Source organism: Verrucomicrobiota bacterium (assembly GCA_037139415.1).
In the GTDB taxonomy this organism is placed as follows: Bacteria; Verrucomicrobiota; Verrucomicrobiia; order Limisphaerales; family Fontisphaeraceae; genus JBAXGN01.
On sequence record JBAXGN010000060.1, the window covers coordinates 1 to 18665 of the forward strand.

The 18665-nt window shown below is 57.7% G+C and carries 16 protein-coding genes; 9 read left to right on the forward strand and 7 right to left on the reverse strand.

Features of this window, described 5'->3' with window-relative positions; translation table 11 throughout:
- Positions 1-369: 369 nt before the first annotated feature.
- Both WCO56_12285 and WCO56_12290 read left to right on the forward strand, forming a co-directional pair.
- On the forward strand, positions 370-1005 hold the full coding sequence (locus WCO56_12285) for a fibronectin type III domain-containing protein (protein ID MEI7730346.1): 636 nt from the start codon (positions 370-372) through the stop codon (positions 1003-1005).
- A 301-nt stretch (positions 1006-1306) separates the two neighbouring features.
- Positions 1307-3472, forward strand: a complete 2166-nt coding sequence (locus tag WCO56_12290; protein MEI7730347.1) for an arylsulfatase — start codon at positions 1307-1309, stop codon at positions 3470-3472.
- Positions 3473-3585: 113 nt separating this feature from the next.
- Here WCO56_12290 and WCO56_12295 read toward each other — a convergent pair whose 3' ends face one another.
- Positions 3586-5679, reverse strand: coding sequence for a hypothetical protein (locus WCO56_12295; GenBank protein MEI7730348.1), 2094 nt, complete (start codon positions 5677-5679; stop codon positions 3586-3588).
- A 2-nt stretch (positions 5680-5681) separates the two neighbouring features.
- Positions 5682-8222 (reverse strand): Ig-like domain-containing protein, encoded by a 2541-nt coding sequence (locus WCO56_12300; GenBank protein ID MEI7730349.1) that lies wholly within the window; start codon positions 8220-8222, stop codon positions 5682-5684.
- A 257-nt stretch (positions 8223-8479) separates the two neighbouring features.
- Between WCO56_12300 and WCO56_12305 the strand changes: the two genes are divergently transcribed.
- The 3 genes from WCO56_12305 to WCO56_12315 all read left to right on the forward strand — a co-directional run bounded on the left by WCO56_12305 (position 8480) and on the right by WCO56_12315 (position 10594).
- Positions 8480-9178: an SGNH/GDSL hydrolase family protein gene (locus tag WCO56_12305; GenBank protein ID MEI7730350.1), complete on the forward strand. Its 699-nt coding sequence runs from the start codon at positions 8480-8482 to the stop codon at positions 9176-9178.
- Positions 9175-9768 carry a SprT-like domain-containing protein gene (locus tag WCO56_12310; GenBank protein ID MEI7730351.1) on the forward strand — a complete coding sequence of 198 codons (594 nt, stop codon included), beginning with the start codon at positions 9175-9177 and terminating at the stop codon, positions 9766-9768. The genes WCO56_12305 and WCO56_12310 overlap by 4 nt, the downstream gene beginning before the upstream one ends.
- Before the next feature lie 142 nt (positions 9769-9910).
- The gene (locus tag WCO56_12315; GenBank protein MEI7730352.1) at positions 9911-10594 is read left to right on the forward strand and encodes a hypothetical protein; all 684 of its coding nucleotides are present in this window, start codon (positions 9911-9913) and stop codon (positions 10592-10594) included.
- A gap of 17 nt (positions 10595-10611) precedes the next feature.
- Here WCO56_12315 and WCO56_12320 read toward each other — a convergent pair whose 3' ends face one another.
- Together WCO56_12320 and WCO56_12325 are read right to left on the reverse strand one after the other, a co-directional pair.
- Positions 10612-10812 (reverse strand): type II toxin-antitoxin system prevent-host-death family antitoxin, encoded by a 201-nt coding sequence (locus WCO56_12320; protein MEI7730353.1) that lies wholly within the window; start codon positions 10810-10812, stop codon positions 10612-10614.
- Positions 10793-11047 (reverse strand): transposase family protein, encoded by a 255-nt coding sequence (locus tag WCO56_12325; GenBank protein MEI7730354.1) that lies wholly within the window; start codon positions 11045-11047, stop codon positions 10793-10795. Before WCO56_12325 ends, WCO56_12320 begins: the two co-directional genes overlap by 20 nt.
- 28 nt (positions 11048-11075) lie before the next feature.
- Between WCO56_12325 and WCO56_12330 the strand changes: the two genes are divergently transcribed.
- Positions 11076-11417 carry a hypothetical protein gene (locus tag WCO56_12330; GenBank protein ID MEI7730355.1) on the forward strand — a complete coding sequence of 114 codons (342 nt, stop codon included), beginning with the start codon at positions 11076-11078 and terminating at the stop codon, positions 11415-11417.
- 640 nt (positions 11418-12057) lie between these two features.
- Here WCO56_12330 and WCO56_12335 read toward each other — a convergent pair.
- Together WCO56_12335 and WCO56_12340 are read right to left on the reverse strand one after the other, a co-directional pair.
- The gene (locus WCO56_12335) at positions 12058-12360 is read right to left on the reverse strand and encodes an SUMF1/EgtB/PvdO family nonheme iron enzyme (GenBank protein ID MEI7730356.1); all 303 of its coding nucleotides are present in this window, start codon (positions 12358-12360) and stop codon (positions 12058-12060) included.
- Positions 12326-12988, reverse strand: coding sequence for an SUMF1/EgtB/PvdO family nonheme iron enzyme (locus WCO56_12340; GenBank protein MEI7730357.1), 663 nt, complete (start codon positions 12986-12988; stop codon positions 12326-12328). The genes WCO56_12335 and WCO56_12340 overlap by 35 nt, the downstream gene beginning before the upstream one ends.
- A gap of 107 nt (positions 12989-13095) precedes the next feature.
- Between WCO56_12340 and WCO56_12345 the strand changes: the two genes are divergently transcribed.
- From WCO56_12345 to WCO56_12355, 3 genes are read left to right on the forward strand one after another with little or no spacing between them, the layout of a single operon-like run.
- Entirely contained in the window at positions 13096-14016 is a 921-nt protein-coding gene (locus WCO56_12345) for a sugar phosphate isomerase/epimerase (protein ID MEI7730358.1), read from the forward strand.
- 31 nt (positions 14017-14047) lie between these two features.
- Entirely contained in the window at positions 14048-15628 is a 1581-nt protein-coding gene (locus tag WCO56_12350; GenBank protein MEI7730359.1) for a Gfo/Idh/MocA family oxidoreductase, read from the forward strand.
- A 52-nt stretch (positions 15629-15680) separates the two neighbouring features.
- The gene (locus tag WCO56_12355; GenBank protein MEI7730360.1) at positions 15681-16913 is read left to right on the forward strand and encodes an NAD(P)/FAD-dependent oxidoreductase; all 1233 of its coding nucleotides are present in this window, start codon (positions 15681-15683) and stop codon (positions 16911-16913) included.
- 124 nt (positions 16914-17037) lie between these two features.
- On the opposite strand, the gene WCO56_12360 is transcribed toward WCO56_12355, so the two are convergent.
- Positions 17038-18612, reverse strand: coding sequence for a tetratricopeptide repeat protein (locus tag WCO56_12360; protein MEI7730361.1), 1575 nt, complete (start codon positions 18610-18612; stop codon positions 17038-17040).
- Positions 18613-18665 lie beyond the last annotated feature (53 nt).

Sequence of the window (18665 nt, forward strand, 5' to 3'; positions counted from 1 at the left end):
GCGGGAGCGCTTTCCGCTGGGGCGGGAGCGCTTTCCGCTGGGGCGGGAGCGCTTTTGGATGAGGCTTTTTGCTCATCTGGAGCAGCTTTTACTTTTTACGCTTAAACTGCCTGTTTGGCAATGGCTTAGGCGGTGTTTTAAGGGGTGACTGGCGGGCCTTACGGAGCCCATTTTGTAAGTGGCCTCAATTTTTTTTGCTTTTTTGCTTGGCAGGCCGCGCATTTTATGAAAAAGATAGCTCTCAGAGATCCCGACGATGTGCCGGGATGTAACAGAGCAACAAAATATATGGAGCAGCCGCGTTATGGGCAGGTAACCTATGGAAATTTTCGATGGGCTTCCCTAAATCTGGCTGTGTCAGGAGCTTCTATGGTAAAATTGATACTGGACTATTCCGACACAAGCGATCCGATCTTGCTGACGAAAACGTTCGCAATGGTCCACGGGTTGACGGGCAATTTGCATTTTCCGTTGCCGTGGCCGACGGAGTTTCCCACTCTGGCGGCGTTGACTGCCAAACAAACGGCCTTTGCCGAGGCGATGGCGGCAGCCGCCGACCGCGACAAGGGTAAAATCTCCGCCAAGAACGCGCTGCGCAAGGAATTGCTGGCCCTCGTCCGTCAAATTGGCGTTTACTTGCAGGTCAAGTCCGGCGGCGACCGGACCATTCTGGAAAGCACCGGTTATGACCTGGTCAAAGACCGCGTGCCGAATCCCAACCCACCTGCCGCGCCGCAGAGTTTCAAGGTTGTCGCCGGTGCGTTGCCCGGCTCAGTGGTGGCCAGCGCGAAAAGCCCGCGCGGGGCGCGCTCGTTCGAGGTGCAATATTGCCTGGGGGATACGTCCGTGCCAGCCAATTGGAAGCTCGGCGCGCAGCACGGTTCCTGCCACAGAATTAAGATTGCCGGCCTGGATCGCGGCAAGGATTACTCGTTCCGCATTCACGCCATTGGCCAAGACGGCCCCGGCCCCTGGTCGGAGGTGGTCGTTTTCATGCCGTCTTGAGTCGGTTCGGTTTGAGCCGCCGCCGCCCTGGAAACTCCAGGGCGGCTTTTTTTTGCGTCTGGTGCAGCGCATAAATTCCCCGCCACCGTCCAAAACCCGGCGCTGGATTGTGCCCGCTCAATTCGAAGGATTGGCAGAAATTATCATCGGCTGCCAGTTTGTTATTATGGCACCAACCATCCCATCCCTGTAACGCCCCCGGCGGTCAATTGCAAAACGGCCGGGCGTGGGGACGCAGTTCGCGCAAGCCTGATTGAGATTCAGGCTTCACAATGCGGGATTCGGGGGGTATGCTGCCGGCATGAAGTTGCTTGTGATTGCTGTCGTATTTATGGGATGGGCGTCCGCCCTGCCCGCGCAAACTCCGCCGGGTACTGCCACCCGCCCCAATTTCATCGTCATTCTTTCAGATGATATGGGGTATTCCGACCTTGGTTGTTATGGCAGCGAAATCCAGACCCCCAATCTGGATCAACTGGCAGCCGGGGGCGTGCGGTTCACCCAGTTTTATAATACCGCCCGGTGTTGCCCCACGCGCGCTTCCCTATTGACCGGATTATATCCGCATCAGGCGGGGGTGGGGCACATGATCGAGGATAAGGGGCTCGAAGGGTATCAGGGACAGTTAAATCAAAAGTGCCGCACGATCGCCGAAGTCTTGCGCCCCGCTCATTATCGCACCTACGCGGTCGGCAAATGGCATGTGTCGCTGAATCTGAAGGGGGATGGCCCCAAGTATAATTGGCCGTTGCAACGGGGCTTCGACCGTTATTATGGCACCATTACCGGGGCCGGCAGTTATTTTGACCCGGGCACGCTGGTCCGCGATAATACGCCCGTATCCGCGCTGAGCGACCCGGACTATCGGCCCGCGCTCTTTTATTACACGGATGCCATCACCGATCACGCCGTGCGGTTCATCACGGAGCATCAGCGGGACCATGCGAGCGAGCCGTTCTTTCTGTATGTGGCGTACACCGCCGCCCATTGGCCGCTGCACGCCAAGAACTCCGATATTGCCAAGTACAAGGGCCGGTATGATGGTGGTTATACCCCCATACGGCAGGCCCGGTTCGAGCGCGCCAAGCAACTGGGGTTAATCCAACCCACGTGGGACTTAAGCCCGCAGGCCGGTGATTGGGAAGCGGCCACCAACCAAGCGTGGGAGGCGCGTTGCATGGAGGTATATGCGGCCATGATTGACAGCATGGATCAGGGCATTGGCCGGATCGTCGCCACGCTGCGAAAGCAAGGGCAGCTAGAAAATACCCTGGTCGTGTTTCTCCAGGATAACGGTGGTTGCGCCGAAACCATTGGCCGCAATGCCGGCCCGAAGCGCCCGGATAAACCCACCTTGCCGGTGATTCCACCGGAGGCGATTCGGCTGGATGTTCGGCCTACCCAGACGCGCGCGGGCATGCCCATGCTGCGTGGGCCGGAGAATATGCCCGGCCCCGAGGATACCTTTATCGCCTACGGCAAAGCCTGGGCCAATGTGAGCAATACGCCGTTTCGTGAATATAAACATTGGGTGCATGAGGGGGGAATTTCCACACCATTGATCGCGCATTGGCCGCGAGGAATTGCCACCGCGTTGACCAATAAGCTGGTCCATACTCCCGCTCATTTGGTGGACATCATGGCAACGTGCGTGGATTTGGCCCAAGCCGATTATCCGGCGGAAGTCGCGGGCCAAAAGGTTCGGCCCATGGAGGGCGTGAGCCTGCGGCCGCTACTGGAGGATAAACCGCTGGTGCGTCCCAACCCGCTTTATTGGGAGCACGAAGGCAATCGCGCCATCCGCATCGGTGCGTGGAAACTGGTGGCGAAAGGACCCGCCGGGAAATGGGAACTGTATGATATGAACGCCGATCGCACTGAGATGCATGATCTGGCGGCGGAACAGCCCGAGCGGGTGCGGGAACTGATGGCGCAATGGGAAGCGTGGGCCAAGCGGGCACAAGTGCTGCCGTGGATTTGGAAGCCGCCGTATGGGCAGACAAATGCCGGTAGCTCGATGATGGATCTCAAGGCGGGGGACAGCTTTGACCAAGAATCCTCTCCGGAAGTAGCCAAGCGCCCCCTCACCATCACCGCTGAGGTGACGGAACCCGGCAATGGGGTGATTCTGGCCCAGGGCGGCCGCAATCTCGGTTATGCTTTGCTGGTCGTGGAAGGACGCTTAAGTTTCATTCTGCGCGAGAAAGGCAACCTCTCCACGGTTACTGCGGCAACGGCGCTGCCTTCGGGACCGTGCAAAGTCGGTGTGACCTTGGCCAACAGTGGCACGGTAACCTTGCGCGTGAATGGAAAAGAGGTGGCGATTGGCAATGTTGGCGGGTTCTTGAGCAAAACCCCGACGGATGGGCTGACGGTTGGCTTCGATGGCGGCCATGAAGTCGGTGACTACAAAGGTCCGAATAACTTTCAGGGCAAGCTGGGGAAAATCAGCTTGAGCCTGGAGTAATCAATTCGATCTGCTGACTTCCAACTCCTGGCTACTGGCCATCCTTTTGCACCTGCCAGTTTTGTGCTTCGGATTTCGGATTTTCACAGATGTTTGTGCGTCCCCTCTCGTCTTTACGGCGCTGGTTTCAGCCCTTCCCATTTCACCACCCAGCTCCCGTCATCCGGGAAACCAGGTGCTGATTGTTTCTCCGGAGCGCCATCCCAACCGGCTGCCATCATTGCCACCGCATAGAGTAGCCCGCCATTGCTGGGAAAGTACGGGAATGGACCGCCCAAGCTTAGGCCGGCCGCGTTGAATTGGTTCCTCGCCGCCGGGTGCAATAGCGCGTCCACCGCCATCTGCCGTTCGCCATTGCGTGCCGCCCCCATCGCCAGCAGCGGAAAGTCCCAACCCCAGGTCTTGCGATCCCATTGCCAGGTCTGCCAGGTTTTGCGCACGGTGTTTTTGGTGGTGACGGGATTGGCCCCATCGCCGGGTAAAAATCCCAGCATTCCCACCAGCGACGGGTGTTCCCAATTCCATTTGGTATAGGTGTTGGTCATGCCTTCCTGCTGTAAATAGCAGCCGTCCTGTTCCGGTAATGGCGCAAGGCGGCGCAGCACCTCATCCCACTCCGGAGTGCGTGTCAGGCCCAAGCGTTCACGCCAAGTTTGCGCCTCGCGCAACCCGAACCGCCAATAGGATAATTCAAAGGCTGGGTTGTATGCCCCCAACGGATCGGTATTTTCCGGCACTGTCTTCAAGGGCGGACCGAGTACGTATTTTCCCGTGGCGTGATCCAGCACCGCGTATGCCGCCATGAAATCGGCCGTGGCAAACACGACTTCCTGCCACTTTTCCAGGGTGGCCCGGGTGGGATGCAACCGGTAGTCCAGCAGCGCGTAGAAGATCGGGTGCGGCTGTTGCCAGATCAGCAACGGGCCCACACCGGAAGGGGAGTCGCGTCCCTCCGGCCCCACCATCTTTGGCCAGCGTGCGCCACGGTAACCTTGTTGTTCGGCAAGCTCGCGTGCAGCGGGCAACGTTTTCTGGTACCAGCCCAGACTGCGCTCAAACAGTGGCCAGCGGTCCCACAGCGCGTAATGTGCTCCGTGCCACCAGTGCATCTCCAGGTGGAATTTCCCATACCAACCACTGTTGTTATACAAGCCGCTTTCCTGAGGAGGCAGGGAACCAGCCTCGTTCGCCGCCAGCAAGTATTGCGACTGCACAATGCGCCGTTCCAGTTCGTGCCAGCGCCCATCTTTGCTGCCGGATAAATCGATGGCGCCACCGGTCTGCCAGAAGCGCGCCCAATGGGCCGCAGCCGCGGCTTTTACCGTGGCAAAATCCGGCAATGCCCCTGACGGTTTCTCAGCAGCGAAAGCGACAACGAATTCCAAGGTGGTTTCTGTTCCCTCGGCAGCGAGTGAAAAGACATGTGCGGTTTCCTCCCTTAAGACGGCGGCTCCAGTCCATGCCAGGGCCGTGGTGTAGTGCGTGTCATCCAGCGTGCGATCCAATTGGGCCTGGCGATCTTTTCGGGTGACGCGTGTTGTGTGCGCCTCCGGTGCGTTCCAATTCGCGCCGGTGACGAGATGATTGCCATAGGGAAAAGCCAGTTCCACCGCCAGCCTTCCCTTGGCTAGCAACGGCGACTCAATGCGTATGGCGATGGCATTGAGTTCGGGATGCGCGCAGGTCTCCACCCGCACCGGCTGCCCTTCCAACTCATATTGGCTGGTGATGATTCCCCGCCATAAATCCAATTCCTGGTGGGCCTGCCTGATTTGATCTGCTTTCAACCCGCTGTTGGTCGCCGACTGAAGGCGCAAGGCAATCCGGCCCAAGTTGAAACGGTGCGGGTTTTCGCGCAGCCACGTGTAAACCGCCTCCTGTCCTTTGCTGCTGGTTGCGTAACCTACCTTTCGCCCATGCACCTCGTATTCGGTGAGTTTGAAATCGGTCAGCCGCACGCCTGCCGGGAGCGGGTAACTGTGCCAGCCCCATTGCGATAAGGTATTCCCATAAAAGGTTTGCAAGCCGGTGATGTCCACGCCAAAGGCGAATTCGCCATTGCCGACTTGCAAAATCGTTTGTGGATCGGCTTTGGCAAGCACCACCTTGTGCCGTTCCACCACCGACTGCCGGCCAATCGGGGTTCCGGCACCCACTGCCCACGTGCCGACCACGATGCACCACCAGAATAATAACGATCTTCTCATGGCTATTCGGCGTTTATAATAACGCTTCCCGCCAGGTTTGTTCCCAGGAACCAGCCGTAGCCGGCATTTTGGTTTTGGAGCAGTGCGCCGTTGATGGTTCTGGTGGTCTTCGTTCCCGGAATTCCAACACTGCCGGTGAATAATCCGGCTTTAATACCGGTCGTGGTCAGCGTGAGTTTCAGTCCGTTGGTGCCGGTCACTTTGTTTCCTGCGCCAATCGCGATCCCGTTGGTGACACTTTCGGCAAGATTCCCGCCTTCAAGAATTATCGTGCCATTCGTCCAGTTCAGGATCTGCGGCAAATTGGTGAAGGATGAGCCGACCGCGTTGCAGACCTCGCAAGGCCAGCCAGTGGTGTACATTTTCGCCTTGGGTTGTGCCGGCTTGCTCCAGCTCACCACCCCTCCCAAATCTGTGTTGTTCGTAAAATTCAGCCAGCCGATCACCATTCCGGTTTTCCCGTACAGCGCGCTGTAAAGCGGCCATTGTCCGGTTTTGGACACAACGGTGCTGGCCGTCACGGGCTCGCCGTCGCCCATTGCCCCGTTCACCGTCACGCCCCCCGTCGGACTCACGCTCACCGCCAGCGCACCATAACCTCCGGGAAGATTCGTCGAACCGCCGTTGCTGGTAATGACGAGCGTGTATTGGCCGGCTTGTGGTGCGGGGTTGAGCTTGGAATAGGCTGCCCGCAGGACATAGATTTCCGCCGTCCAGGTGCCGTTGCCAATGCGTCCGGTGATGGCACTGCCACTGTGGAGATCAATTTGCAGCGTTGCGTTCCACCCTGCTGCACCTTTGATCGAAGCGGTCTGCCAAGTGCCGTCTAGCGCAAACTGGCCTGACAGCGGATAACTCTTTGCACCCTGCTGCACTTGAGCGGTAAAGGTCCCGGCTGGGGTCACACTGATGGTGAAGGAGCCCGCATTGCTGACGGCTACGCCGTTGGTATCAGAGAACAATCCGCTATAGTTCCCGGCAATCGGAATGAATGGGTTGGGTACAAAATTGGCCACCAGTGTCAAATTGCTTTCCATGGTGAACTTCAAGGCTGGGCCATTGGTCAGGACGGCTCCGGCTCCATTGACCCAGTTGGAGAACAGGTAGCCTGTTCCCGGTACCGCCGTCATCGTGTAGCTTTGCCCGAGTTCCAGCAGCTTGCCGTTGTAGCTGCCTTTGATTGTCCCGTTGCCGTTGGTCCAAACTGTCAATGTGTCGCTCGCAATATACAGAAAACTGACGCTGCTGGTTGCGGAATAGTTGCCGACTGCGTCCGTGGCGTAGGCTTTGACTGTGTTGGAACGCATGGTTAACGGAAGTGTGGCTTCCCAGGTTGTCGTGCCCGTGGCTGGCTGCCAAGTTCCATTGTTCAATTGAAACTGCACGCCGGTTATTGCCGCACTGCCGCTCGCTGTTCCCTTCACGGTGAAAAGGCTGTTGCTCACTCTTTGGCCGATTTTAGGTTCCGCAATCGCCAAGGTTGGCTTGGCGATCTTGATCGAGCTGTTAAGCCGTCCAAGGTTGGCGCGTGCCTGCCCGCCCAGGGTGGCAAAGTTTCCCCCCACCAATATTTTCCCATCCGGTTGCAGCGCCAACGACGACACCCAGGAGGCTTGTGCACCCTGGTAACTTCCACCGTCTATCCCCACCTTGAACGTGGTGTCCAAAGTGCCATTGGCATTGAGCCGGATGACGCCTAATGCTGGCTGATAGCGTATGCCGTTCAGCTTGGTAAACGTTCCCCCCAACAAAACCTTCCCGTCCGGTTGCACCACCATGGCTGAGGCGAAGCTATTGACGCTCAAGCTGAAAGTGGAGTCCACGCTGCCATCCGCATTGAATCGCGCAAAATACTTGATCCCCTTGCCATCCGGCGTGGGGAAAGCTCCACTGGCAAGGATTTTCCCGGTGGGTAACACCGCCAGGGAAAACACGGAAGGACCGTTTATGGACCAGTTAGTGCTGGGATGAAAAGTGCCATCCAGACTGCCATCCGCATTAAATCTACCAATGCACAGGCGCGGTTGTCCCGCCAGCGTCGTGAATTCCCCGCCCACGAGGATTTTTCCATCGGGTTGTGCCGCCATGGTGAGTACACTATATGTGTCGGTGCCCGCCCACTGGCTGTTAAAGGCGGCATCCGTACTGCCATCCGCATTGAGCCGTTTAATCTGGCCATTCACCAGTTGGAGAATTTTACCCTCGGGCTGCATCACAAGGTGTGCTGGACTTGCCCCTGGGAAAAAGAATGGATCGCGGCTCCCATCCACATTGAGTTTGCCAAAACCCCAGGTGACGGATTGGCCGCCTAGCGTCGTAAAGCTTCCCGACACCAGTATTTTACCGCCACTCAAAACCGCAATATTTTCCACGAGGTCATTCGCTCCCGGATTAAAGGAATCCAAGGTTTGGGAACGGCCTGGCATGGGTGCGGCCAATAGAAAGCCCAGCAGAGAACTGATCGCAAGTTGTTTTTTGGCACACTGAATGTATTCCCTTGTCGTATGGCGGTAAGGGAGCACTCCTTTTGATTCGCTATTCATAAGCTCATTCATGGGGGCGAAACCTATGCTTGCCGCAGTCCGGATTCAAGCGTGAATTTTGCCAGAGGGTTATTTTCTTCCATACTGGACTGCGATAATTTAAATTCGCAACTCGGCATGGTCACAATTTGGCATTGACGTTGGGGATTATCGGTGACCGTGAATTGAAAATACGGCCATGGACGCAGCGTCCTAAAACGCCTCGGCTGGGTTGTCGTGAGATGTGTGGATGGCGTCCTGGCGAAAGAATGATTGCCATGAATAGACGACTCTTTATCACGCTGGCGGGGTTATTACTGGCTTCAATGGCCGGATTGCGGGCCGCTGATCCTCAGCAGTCCAAGGCTGCGCCGGCTCCCGCCTTTGCGCCGGTCGCGGACGTCGCCGGATTGCCGTGCGTGCTGCTCATCGGTGATTCGATTTCCATGGGCTACACGCCGCCCACGCGCGCGCTGCTCAAAGACAAGGCCAACGTGCATCGCCCGCCGAACAATTGCAGTTCGACCGGCTATGGGCTGACCATGCTCAATGCCTGGTTGGGGACGAATACATGGGATGTCATCCACTTTAACTTCGGCCTTCACGATGCCAAGTTGCCGCCCGAGGGTGTTCGCCACTCGCCCCCGGAAGTCTATGAGAAAAATCTGCGCGAGCTGGTGAAGCGGCTGAAGGCCACCGGGGCGAAACTGATCTGGGCCACCACCACCCCGGTACCGAACAGCGGCATTCTCGCCCCCAACCGTCGTTTTGGCAGTGTGGATCAGTACAATACCATCGCCAAAAAAGTCATGGACGAAAACGACGTGGCCATTGACGACCTGAATGCCGCCATTGCCCCGCACGTCGGCAAACTTCAAAATCCTGGCGATGTGCATTTTAACGGCGCAGGTTCGGAGTTGCTCGCGCAGCAGGTGGCGGCCAGCATCTTGGCGGCTCTGAAGGCCGGGGCGCCATGACTGCGGCACTCCCCAACGGCCAGCCCGCCATGGCGGGCGTATCAGATGTGTTGAACCCGAATTCCGAGGCTGCAGCGAGACCTCCGAGTGCGCCTTTGGATTTCGGGTTGATGGCACATCTGGAGCAATGGTGCCACCTCTGGCAGGTGCCTGACTTGCCGGCGCAGATCCATATCCTGTTCAGTCCGCGTTTGCATTGCGCCTTGGGCCGCTGTCGGCCACGGCAAGGCCGGATTACCCTTAGTGATATTCTGTTGCTGGAACCGAATCACAAACTTCTGGTGGAAACCCTTTGTCACGAAGCCGCGCATCTGGCCGCCTACCAAAAATTCGGCGCCCGGATCAAGCCGCATGGTCCGGAGTGGCGCCACCTGATGCAGGTCGCCGGTTACGCGCCGAATGTCACGGCCCGGCGTGAACATGTCTTTGGCCTGGAACAGCGTTTGGCGAAGATTCGGCGACGGTACGAATATCACTGTCCGCAGTGCAACATCACCCATTTGCGGCGATCCCAAAATCCTCGCCTGCGCTGTCGCGCCTGCTTTACCGCAGGTCGCAGCGGCCTGCTCCTTATCCGCCATCTTTTTTAACGATCAAAATCAAAGTATGAAACGACTGTTGGACTGCGTTCCTGGAACGCATCAGCGTTTTCCTTATAGTGCGGTGCGGAAAGTCGTTATGCGAAAAGTTGTTATTGCCAACCAGATTCCTTTTTGAAAGCCTAGCGCGCATATGAAACGACCTGCCTCAACCGGACAATGTGGTTCATGCGGTGGCACCTTCAACAAGGGCAGCATGACGCGGCACCTCACCGCTTGTTTCGCCAAAGCGGCTGCCGCACAGGCTGGCTCCAGCATCGAACCTCTCAAAGCCTTCCATATCATTGTGGAAGGCAGTTACCTTCCAGATTACTGGTTACATTTGGAAGTGCCCGCCGCCGCCAAACTGCAATCCCTCGATCAGTTTCTGCGCGCGATTTGGTTGGAATGTTGCGGCCATCTGAGCGCCTTTACCATTGACGGGGTCACCTATTCGTCATCTCCCAGTCCAGATTCCTTCTTTGGCGGCGCGAGAGATCAAAGCATGGCCAAGAAACTCTATGCGGTGTTGGCACCGGGCATGACCTTTGAGCATGAGTACGATTTTGGCAGCTCAACCAATCTCAAACTGAAGGTGGTAGGGGAATTGAAGCAAACTCACAATAGCAAGGACATTTCCATTCTGGCCCGCAATAATCCGCCTCAGATAAAATGTGAGACGTGCGGCAAGCCAGCCACCCTGGTTTGTTCGCAGTGCATTTATAACGCGGAGGCATGGTTTTGTGATGCCTGTGCTCCAAAGCATGAGTGCGGTGAGGAAATGATGCTTCCTGTAACCAACTCCCCGCGGGTCGGGGTCTGCGGTTATGCGGGGTGACATCGGACTTTTCATGGTTACTTGCCCTTGCGGGTAGCCAGGTAGTCCGCCAACGAGCGAAATTGAAGCGGCTTGCGGCGAGCCTGTTTGAGCCAAGCCACGTCATCCGCATCTTCCGCTCGTTCCAACAGCTCTTCGTAGTCCTTGATCGGCACGATAACAGACACAGGTCGGCCTTTGCGTGTCACGATTTCTGGTTCAGCCAATGTTGTTCTCATGCGGAAAAAATATCAGGCGATTGCTTTCAGGTAAAGTGACGTAAATGTTTGCATCAGGGCAAACGCATCTAAAGGTTTCGCCCCCGCACAGGAGCGTGCAGATGGCGATCACCAACAGATCCATGAGCGGGTGGTCCTTGGTGCGGTTGCCGCGCGGATCGGGCAACGTCTGGAAATGGGTGAGCAAGCTGTTCAGGCCGGCCGGTTGGACAGGAATAACATTGGTGTTTGACATAATATATAGTTAGATATATATCTTGGGCATGACCATACCGTCAACACCGAAATTGATTTTAAAACAACTGGCGCGCATCCAACGCATGGCGCGCGGAAAACTTTGCCTGATCCGCACCGGCCCCAGCGGTCCGTATTACAACCACCAGACTTGGGAACAGGGACGCAATGTGGTGCGGTATGTCCCGCGTGCCCAAGTGCCCGCGCTCCAGACCGCCATCGCGGGTTATCAAGACTACCTCAAACTCACCCAAGCCTATGCCGACCGGATCATTGCGCAGACCCGGGCCGCCCAGCCATCCCGCACCCCGCGCTCCCCAGACCGGCGGAAACCGCAACCGAAACGGCCGCGAATATCCAAGGCCAAGTAACGCCCAAGGCGTAAAATAATGGGAAAATCCCACTTATCGGGCAAATTTAGATGCGTTTGCCCTGACTTTTTCGCCTTGATCGAGGCACCTTTTTGGAGATTATCAGCACCCTGATAATAAACTGGCGACCGGAAACAATGAACGGGAAGGGCGGTTAAGAAGACTATTAGCAGCCATGCGTACGTTCCTTCCAATTCTTACGCTTTCGCTTCTGGTGTTCGGATGCCAGAAGCCAAGTCGAGCACCTTACGTTATTGAGTACCCTACACCCATCGTTAGAGCGGGACGCACGACGGAGGCTTTTGGCATTGAGACGCTCGGTGGAGTTTTCACACCTCTCATCAAAGTAGGCACGGCAGTTCCTTACTCACTTTCCGAGGTTTTCAGTACTGCCGCCGATGGGCAGTCACAGGTCATGGTCACGGCTTTTCGTGGCACGAATCAGATGGCTAGGAGCAATCTCGCTCTCGGACGGTTTCAGATTGTCGGTATTCCCGCAACGCCGCGTGGCACGCCGAAGGTCGAGTTTACATTCACTATCACAGAGCGGCAGATTTTGATTTCAGCGCGTGACTTGACAAGCAAGGATGACTTGGAAATTCGGACAGTGAGTGGAGAGACCAAACCGTGACGGCTAAGTTCAACTATGCGCTGCACTGAATGACAGACCCGCAGTGCCGATTGACAAGAAAGCTATTCCCTCAACCTCTCTGGCACCCGCGAGGTTGAAACGGTACGAGGATAGCAGGCGACCGGGAAAACTGATACCCCACGACGCCCCGCGCAACATCCGGAAGCTGCTTTTGCCGTCATAGAAATCCTCGCACCACTGCCACACATTCCCGCCCATATCATAAAGCCCAAACTGATTCGCCTTAAACCTCCCTACCGGAGAAGTGTTCTCGTATTCATCCACGTTCAACGATGGACTGTAGTTCCCCACCCCTTTCGGCGGTGGCCATTGATTGCCCCTGGGATAGATACCTTTTCAGTTTACCATCCTTTTCCTTGGGCGTGCCATTCCATTTTTTATCCCCAATCCCCACCGCATAGCTCCACTCCGCGTCCGTCGGCAGCCGATACTCCTGCCCGGCGGCCAATTTCCCCTCTCCTTGTTCCTTCGTGGTCAGCCACGCACAGAACGCCTTGGCGTCGTCCCAACTCACATTCACCGCCGAATGCGTCGGTCCCTGTGAAAAAGACGGAACCGGCCATTCGCGCTTAATATTTCGCTGAGTATCTTTTCCGAACCAGTGGTGTTCTGTTTCAATGGTTGCAGTCGCGTCAATAAACGCTTGATAATCCTGCACCCGCACGTCCCAGGTGCCAAACCACACGGTCGTGCCCGCCACCGGCGCAAACGCCATCCCCAAGCTGTTTGCCCAATGCTCGGCATTGGCCTTTTCCTGTGCGGCTTGCTCCGCTGCGCGTTTTTCCTCCGCTAAGGCCGCCGCTTCCGCCTCTGCCTCTGCCTTGCGTCGCGCTTCTTCCTGCACCTTGGCTTCCTGCTGCGATTTAAGAAAGGCCTCCTTCAGCCTGTTCCGTTTCTCCGCCGCTTGCTGAGCTTCCAAAGCCTCTCCGGCGCCCCCCCAGCGGGTCGGAGAACCGCGCTCTCTGGATATTTCGGTCGTGGTTTTTGATTGTCAATCGGCGCCCGATTATTAACAGTGTGGAAAATATGAAAGCAACCCGCCGTGAATTCATCCGCCGCTCGGCTCTGGCCGTTGCTGGTTACGGTTTGGCGCAGCCATGGGCGGCTCGCGCTGCAGCATCCGGAATTAGTCTCGGATTCAGCCTGTACGGCATGAAGTCGCTGCCGCTGGATGAGGCTTTGCGCGCTTGTGCCGCGATTGGCTATCGCAACGTGGAACTGACGTTGACGCCGGGCTTTCCTTCCGAACCCAAGCAGTTATCCGCCACCGCGCGCCAGGCGCTTCGCCAACAACTGCAATCCCTGTCGCTGGAGTTGTCCGGCCTCATGTTTAATTTGAAGCTGGTGGTGGACGATGCCGCGCACGCGAAAAACCTGGAGGAAATCAAGGTGGCCGCCGAACTGGCTCATGACCTTGCGCCGGACCGGGCCACCGTGGTGGAGACGGTGCTGGGCGGCAAACCCTCCGAATGGGACGCGGTGAAAGAGCGCATGGTTGAGCGGTTGCAATCGTGGGCGGAAGTGGCGAAGCGCGGGAAGATCATCCTGGGCGTCAAAGCCCATGTGGGCAGTGCGGTACACCTGCCGGAACGGTTGCTCTGGCTGCTGGATCGGGTGCCGGGAGACGCGGTGGCCGCCGTCTTTGATTACAGCCACTTCGAACTGCAAGGCGTGGGCCTGCCGGAGTCACTGAAATTGCTGTTGCCGCGAACAAAGTTTATTCATGTCAAAGATGCCACCGGGGATGCGAAAAAGTTCCAGTTCCTGCTGCCCGGCGATGGCAAAACTGATTATGTGGCCTACTTCAAATTGCTGCAACAGCACGGGTACCAGGGCCCGGTGGTGGCGGAGGTGAGCGGGCAGATATTCAGCCGGCCAGGGTACGATCCCCTCGCCGCCGCCCGGCAGTGTCATGCCAAACTTGCGGCGGCCTTGAATGGAGTTTGACCGGATAACCATGTTGGAGCACAAAACGATTATGAAAACGAACGAATTATCACCCGTGAATGCCAGTGGGACGAAGAGTCAGCCTGAAACTGCGAGTCTTTCCCGTCGCCGGTTCATGCTGGCCAGCGGAACGGTGGCCACCGCCTTTACCATCGTGCCCCGGCATGTCCTGGGCGGCCCGGGCCACGTCGCTCCCAGCGAAAAGATTGCCCTGGCCTACATCGGCTGCGGCACCCAGGGTTTGCGCGAAATGCCGAAGATGCTCGCCGCGCCCGAGGTGCAGATCGTGGCCGTGTGCGATCCCGTCAAGGATGGTCATGATTATGTGGACTGGTCCAAAGATAGCCATCGCAAGATGCTGGCCAACACCATGGGCAAACCGGATTGGCGGCAGGACGCGCCGGGCATCCCCGGCGGCCGCGAAATCGCCAAAGAGTTCATCGAGACCGTTTACGCCAAACAGCGGGCAGCAGATAAGTTCAAAGGGGTGACCGCCTATGCGGATTTCCGCGAACTGCTGGACAAGGAATCGGACGTCAACGCCGTTAAAATCATGACGCCGGACCACCTGCACGCAACGGTGTCCATCGCCGCGATGAACAAGGGCAAGCACGTCGTCATGCACAAGCCGCTGGCCAACCGGCTGCTGGAGGCCCGCTTGGTGATCGAGACGGCGCGCAAGACCAAAGTGGTCACCCACTTCCTGCCCTCCAGCAACGGTGCCAACGTCCGCACCATCAAAGCCTGGATTGATGCGGGTGCCATTGGTACGCTGCGCGAAATTCACAACTGGTCCAATCGCCCGGTGTGGCCCCAGTATCCGACTCTCCCGACGGATCAGCCGCCGATCCCGCCCGATTTTGATTGGAACCTGTGGCTCGGCCCTTCGCTGGACCGTCCCTATCATCCCAACTATACCCACGCGGTATTTCGCGGGTGGTACGAATTCGGCGGCGGCGCGGTGGCCGATATGGGACATTACAGCCTGTGGCCGGTGTTCCAGCAGTTCAACCTCGACGCCCCGGTGCTGGTGGAATCCCGCCCCAGCCACCTCTGCACGCTCAACGGCCAGGTGGCCACCAAAATCAGGAACGACTACTCTTTCCCGGCGGCGTGCATGATCCGGTTCAAGTTTGCCGCCCGCAACGAACGCCCGGCCCTGGATCTCTTCTGGCACGACGGCTCCATGAAGCCGCCCACGCCCGAGGAATTGGAGGCGGACAACCTGGAACTCGCTCCGGAAGGCATGCTATTTATCGGCGATCGGGGAAAAATCCTGGCCGACTTTCGCGGGGAAAACCCGCGCATCATCCCCGCGCAGAAAATGCGCGAATTCCAGGGAGCCAAATCCCTGCCCGAGGCAGTGGCCACCCCGGGCGGCCGCAGCGATGGTGAGGCGGCTTGGCTGGCGGCGATCAAGGGTGGCCCCTCCACGTTTGGCGATTTCTCCCTGGCCGGTCCGATCGCGGACGCCTTCAACCTGGGCGCGATCTCCCTGCGCATGGGCGGCCGCCGCCTGCGCTTTGATGCGGCGACCGCAAAAATTACCAATGTACCCGAAGCCAACAAATACCTGACCCGCGAATATCGCAAAGGCTGGGAGCTGGCCTGATTTTCAGAAAAACATTTTGTCGGTCAACGTTTTGTGACAGGGTGCCACCATCATGAGCGTACAACGGATCGTAATCGTCGGTGGGGGCGCAGCCGGAATTTTTGCGGCGGTCACTTGCGCCGAGGCTGTACCCGGACGGGAAGTGGTGGTGCTTGAAAAGGGACCGCAATTCCTGTCCAAGGTGCTCATTTCGGGAGGGGGCCGGTGCAATGTGACACATGCGTGTTTTGACCCGCGCGAGCTAGCCGCGTTTTATCCGCGCGGCGAACGGGCGCTGCTGGGGGCGTTTCGCACCTTTCAGCCTACCGACACCGTGCAGTGGTTTGAATCCCGAGGAGTGAAGCTGAAGACCCAGGACGACGGCTGTATGTTTCCGCTCAGCGATTCCTCGCAAACCATTATTGATTGCATGTTGGGGGCGGCACGCGCGGCCGGGGTGACGTTGCGGAACAATTGCGGGGTGGAACGGGTTGCCCGTCGAGTCGGTGGCGGGTTTGAAGTCTATTTATCGAATCATGAAACCTTGACCTGTGATCGCCTGCTGCTGACCACCGGTGGCTGCCGCACGGCGGCGGCGGGACAACTGGCGGTTTCCCTGGAGCACACGCTGGTGCCGCCGGTGCCATCGCTGTTCACCTTTCAAATTGGCGTCCCCTGGCTGTACACCTTGGCGGGCATCGTCGTGGAGGACGTAAAAATCTCCGCACCAGAGGTGAACCTGAGCGAACGCGGCATCCTGCTCATCACCCACGAAGGGTTGAGCGGTCCGGCGGTGCTGCGCTTGTCCGCCTGGGGAGCACGCACCATGCACGCGCTGAACTACCAGTTGCGAGTACACATCAACTGGCTGCCGACGCTCAGTCCCGAGGCGATCACGGCGGAATTGCTCGCCCGCCGGCAAACCCAAGGCGCACGGCTGGTGGTGAATGCGCCGCTTGCGCCACTGCAAGCGCGGTTATGGGAACAGCTCGTCCTGGCCGCCGGGGTGGCGCGGAACACTCCCTGTGCCGGCCTGACGCGTACCGCGCAACATCAATTGATCCAGCAATTAATCCGCACGGAACTGCCGGTCACGGGAAAAAGCCTGAACAAAGAGGAGTTTGTCACCTGCGGCGGAGTTCCGCTGAACGAGGTGAACTTCAAGACCATGGAAAGCCGTCGGTGTCCGGGACTGTTTTTCGGCGGCGAGTTGCTGGATTTGGATGGCCTCACCGGAGGGTACAACCTGCAAGCCGCCTGGACTACAGGTTGGATTGCCGGAAAAGCGATGGGGGCTGAGGAGTAAATCCGAACTCCGAAAATCGAAAGAAAGCGTCGCCCGCAAATGGACGCCAATAAACGCAAATAGAAAACTGCAGCAGAAAAATTGATCAGTATAAATACAGTACGAAGGAGATAGGAGTCTGGAGTTACTGCCCTAACGCCTTCAACTCAGTTTGGGAAAACTGATATTCGCTGAAGCTCTTGACCTCCGTGGCCAGGCATTTCCGGAAACTCTCCGCGGCCTTTGGCTTATCGCCGGCAAACAGGCGCTTGATGCCAAGGTAAAACCAGGCTTCGCAGGTGCGTTCGGTTTGCATCTGACGGTTGGGCGCGGAGGTGGCGGCCAGGAATTCAGTATCGCTGAGCTTGCCAAGCAGAAACGCGGTGATTTTCTCGGGCCATGGATTGCTTTCATTTTTTGGGCGCAGCTCCATATAAGCCTGCAATTCCCGGTCGGCAGCCGGCTGCTGGTTCAAGCGCGTGCGAATGATCCAGATGAAGAAATGCTCGTAGTCCTGGTCGGCGGGATTGAGTTCGCAAAACCGGTTCAAGTCGTTGAGCGCATTGGTCCAGGCTTGCTGCATATAGTAGGCGCTGGCCCGCCCGAAGTAGGCAGGCGTACACTGTTTGTCGAGCGTCAGCGCGTAATTATAATCCGCGATCGCGCCGTCCAAGTCCCCCTTGCCACGCCTGGCGTTTCCGCGATTGCGCAGCGCCAGGACATATTTTGGGTTAAGCTCCAGCGCCCGGTTAAAGTCGGCAATCGCCCCGTCGAAATCACCCCGGCTTTCCCGGACCACCCCGCTGTTATTGTGGGGAAACCCATAATTCGGGTCCAAGGCAATGGCCCGCGCGTAATCCGCCAACGCCCCCTCGCCATCGCCTTTCTCCTTCTTCGCAATGCCGCGATTATTATACACAAAGGTGTATTTCGGATTCAACTCCAACGCAAAATTGTAATCCACCAGCGCCCCGTCCCAATCCTGTTTGGCGGCTTTGGCGAGGCCGGAATCGTTAAAGTTCTGCGCCAACATCGGTTCAAGTTCATGTGCCTGCGCATAATCGGCCTGCGCTCCGTTCGTGTCCCCCTTGGCTTGCTTCACGCGTCCGCGCAGAAAGCAGGCGTTGGCATTATCAGGCTCAAGCTCCAATGCACGTGTATAATCCGCCAGGGCTCCCTCCCAATCCTTTTGCGCTTGCCGGGCATAACCGCGCAGCAGGTAGGCCTGGCCGTCCTTGTTGGTGAGTTCGATGGCGCGGGAATAATCGGTGATTGCCCCGGACAGATCCTCCTTGGCAAACCGGGCGATGCCACGGGCAATGCTGGCACTGGCATCCTTCGGATCCAGCTCCAGTGCGCGAGTGAGATCAGTAATAGCACCCGCCAGATTACCCGTGCGCAGCCTGGAGATGCCACGATTATAAAACGCCAGAATACATTTGGGATCAAGCTCGATGGCCCGGGTAAAGTCCGCCAAGGCACCCGCGGCTTCCTTTTGGGTTAATTGGATGATGCCCCGGTTGTTGTAGGCTTCGGTAAAGTTCGGCTTGCGTTCAATCGCCCGGTTGTACTCGGTGCGGGCTCGATCCAGGTTCCCATTCTCCTGGAGAGCGCGGGCACGGGTAAAATGCGTGAAGGCATCGGCTTGGCCAAAGACCATTGCTGGCAGGGCCACCACACCCAGAATACTCAGGATAATGCCGAGGCTGCGTCGGTTCATATTCAATTGACCATAACACTAGACGTGATCGTGCCTGGCGGCAAACCCGAACT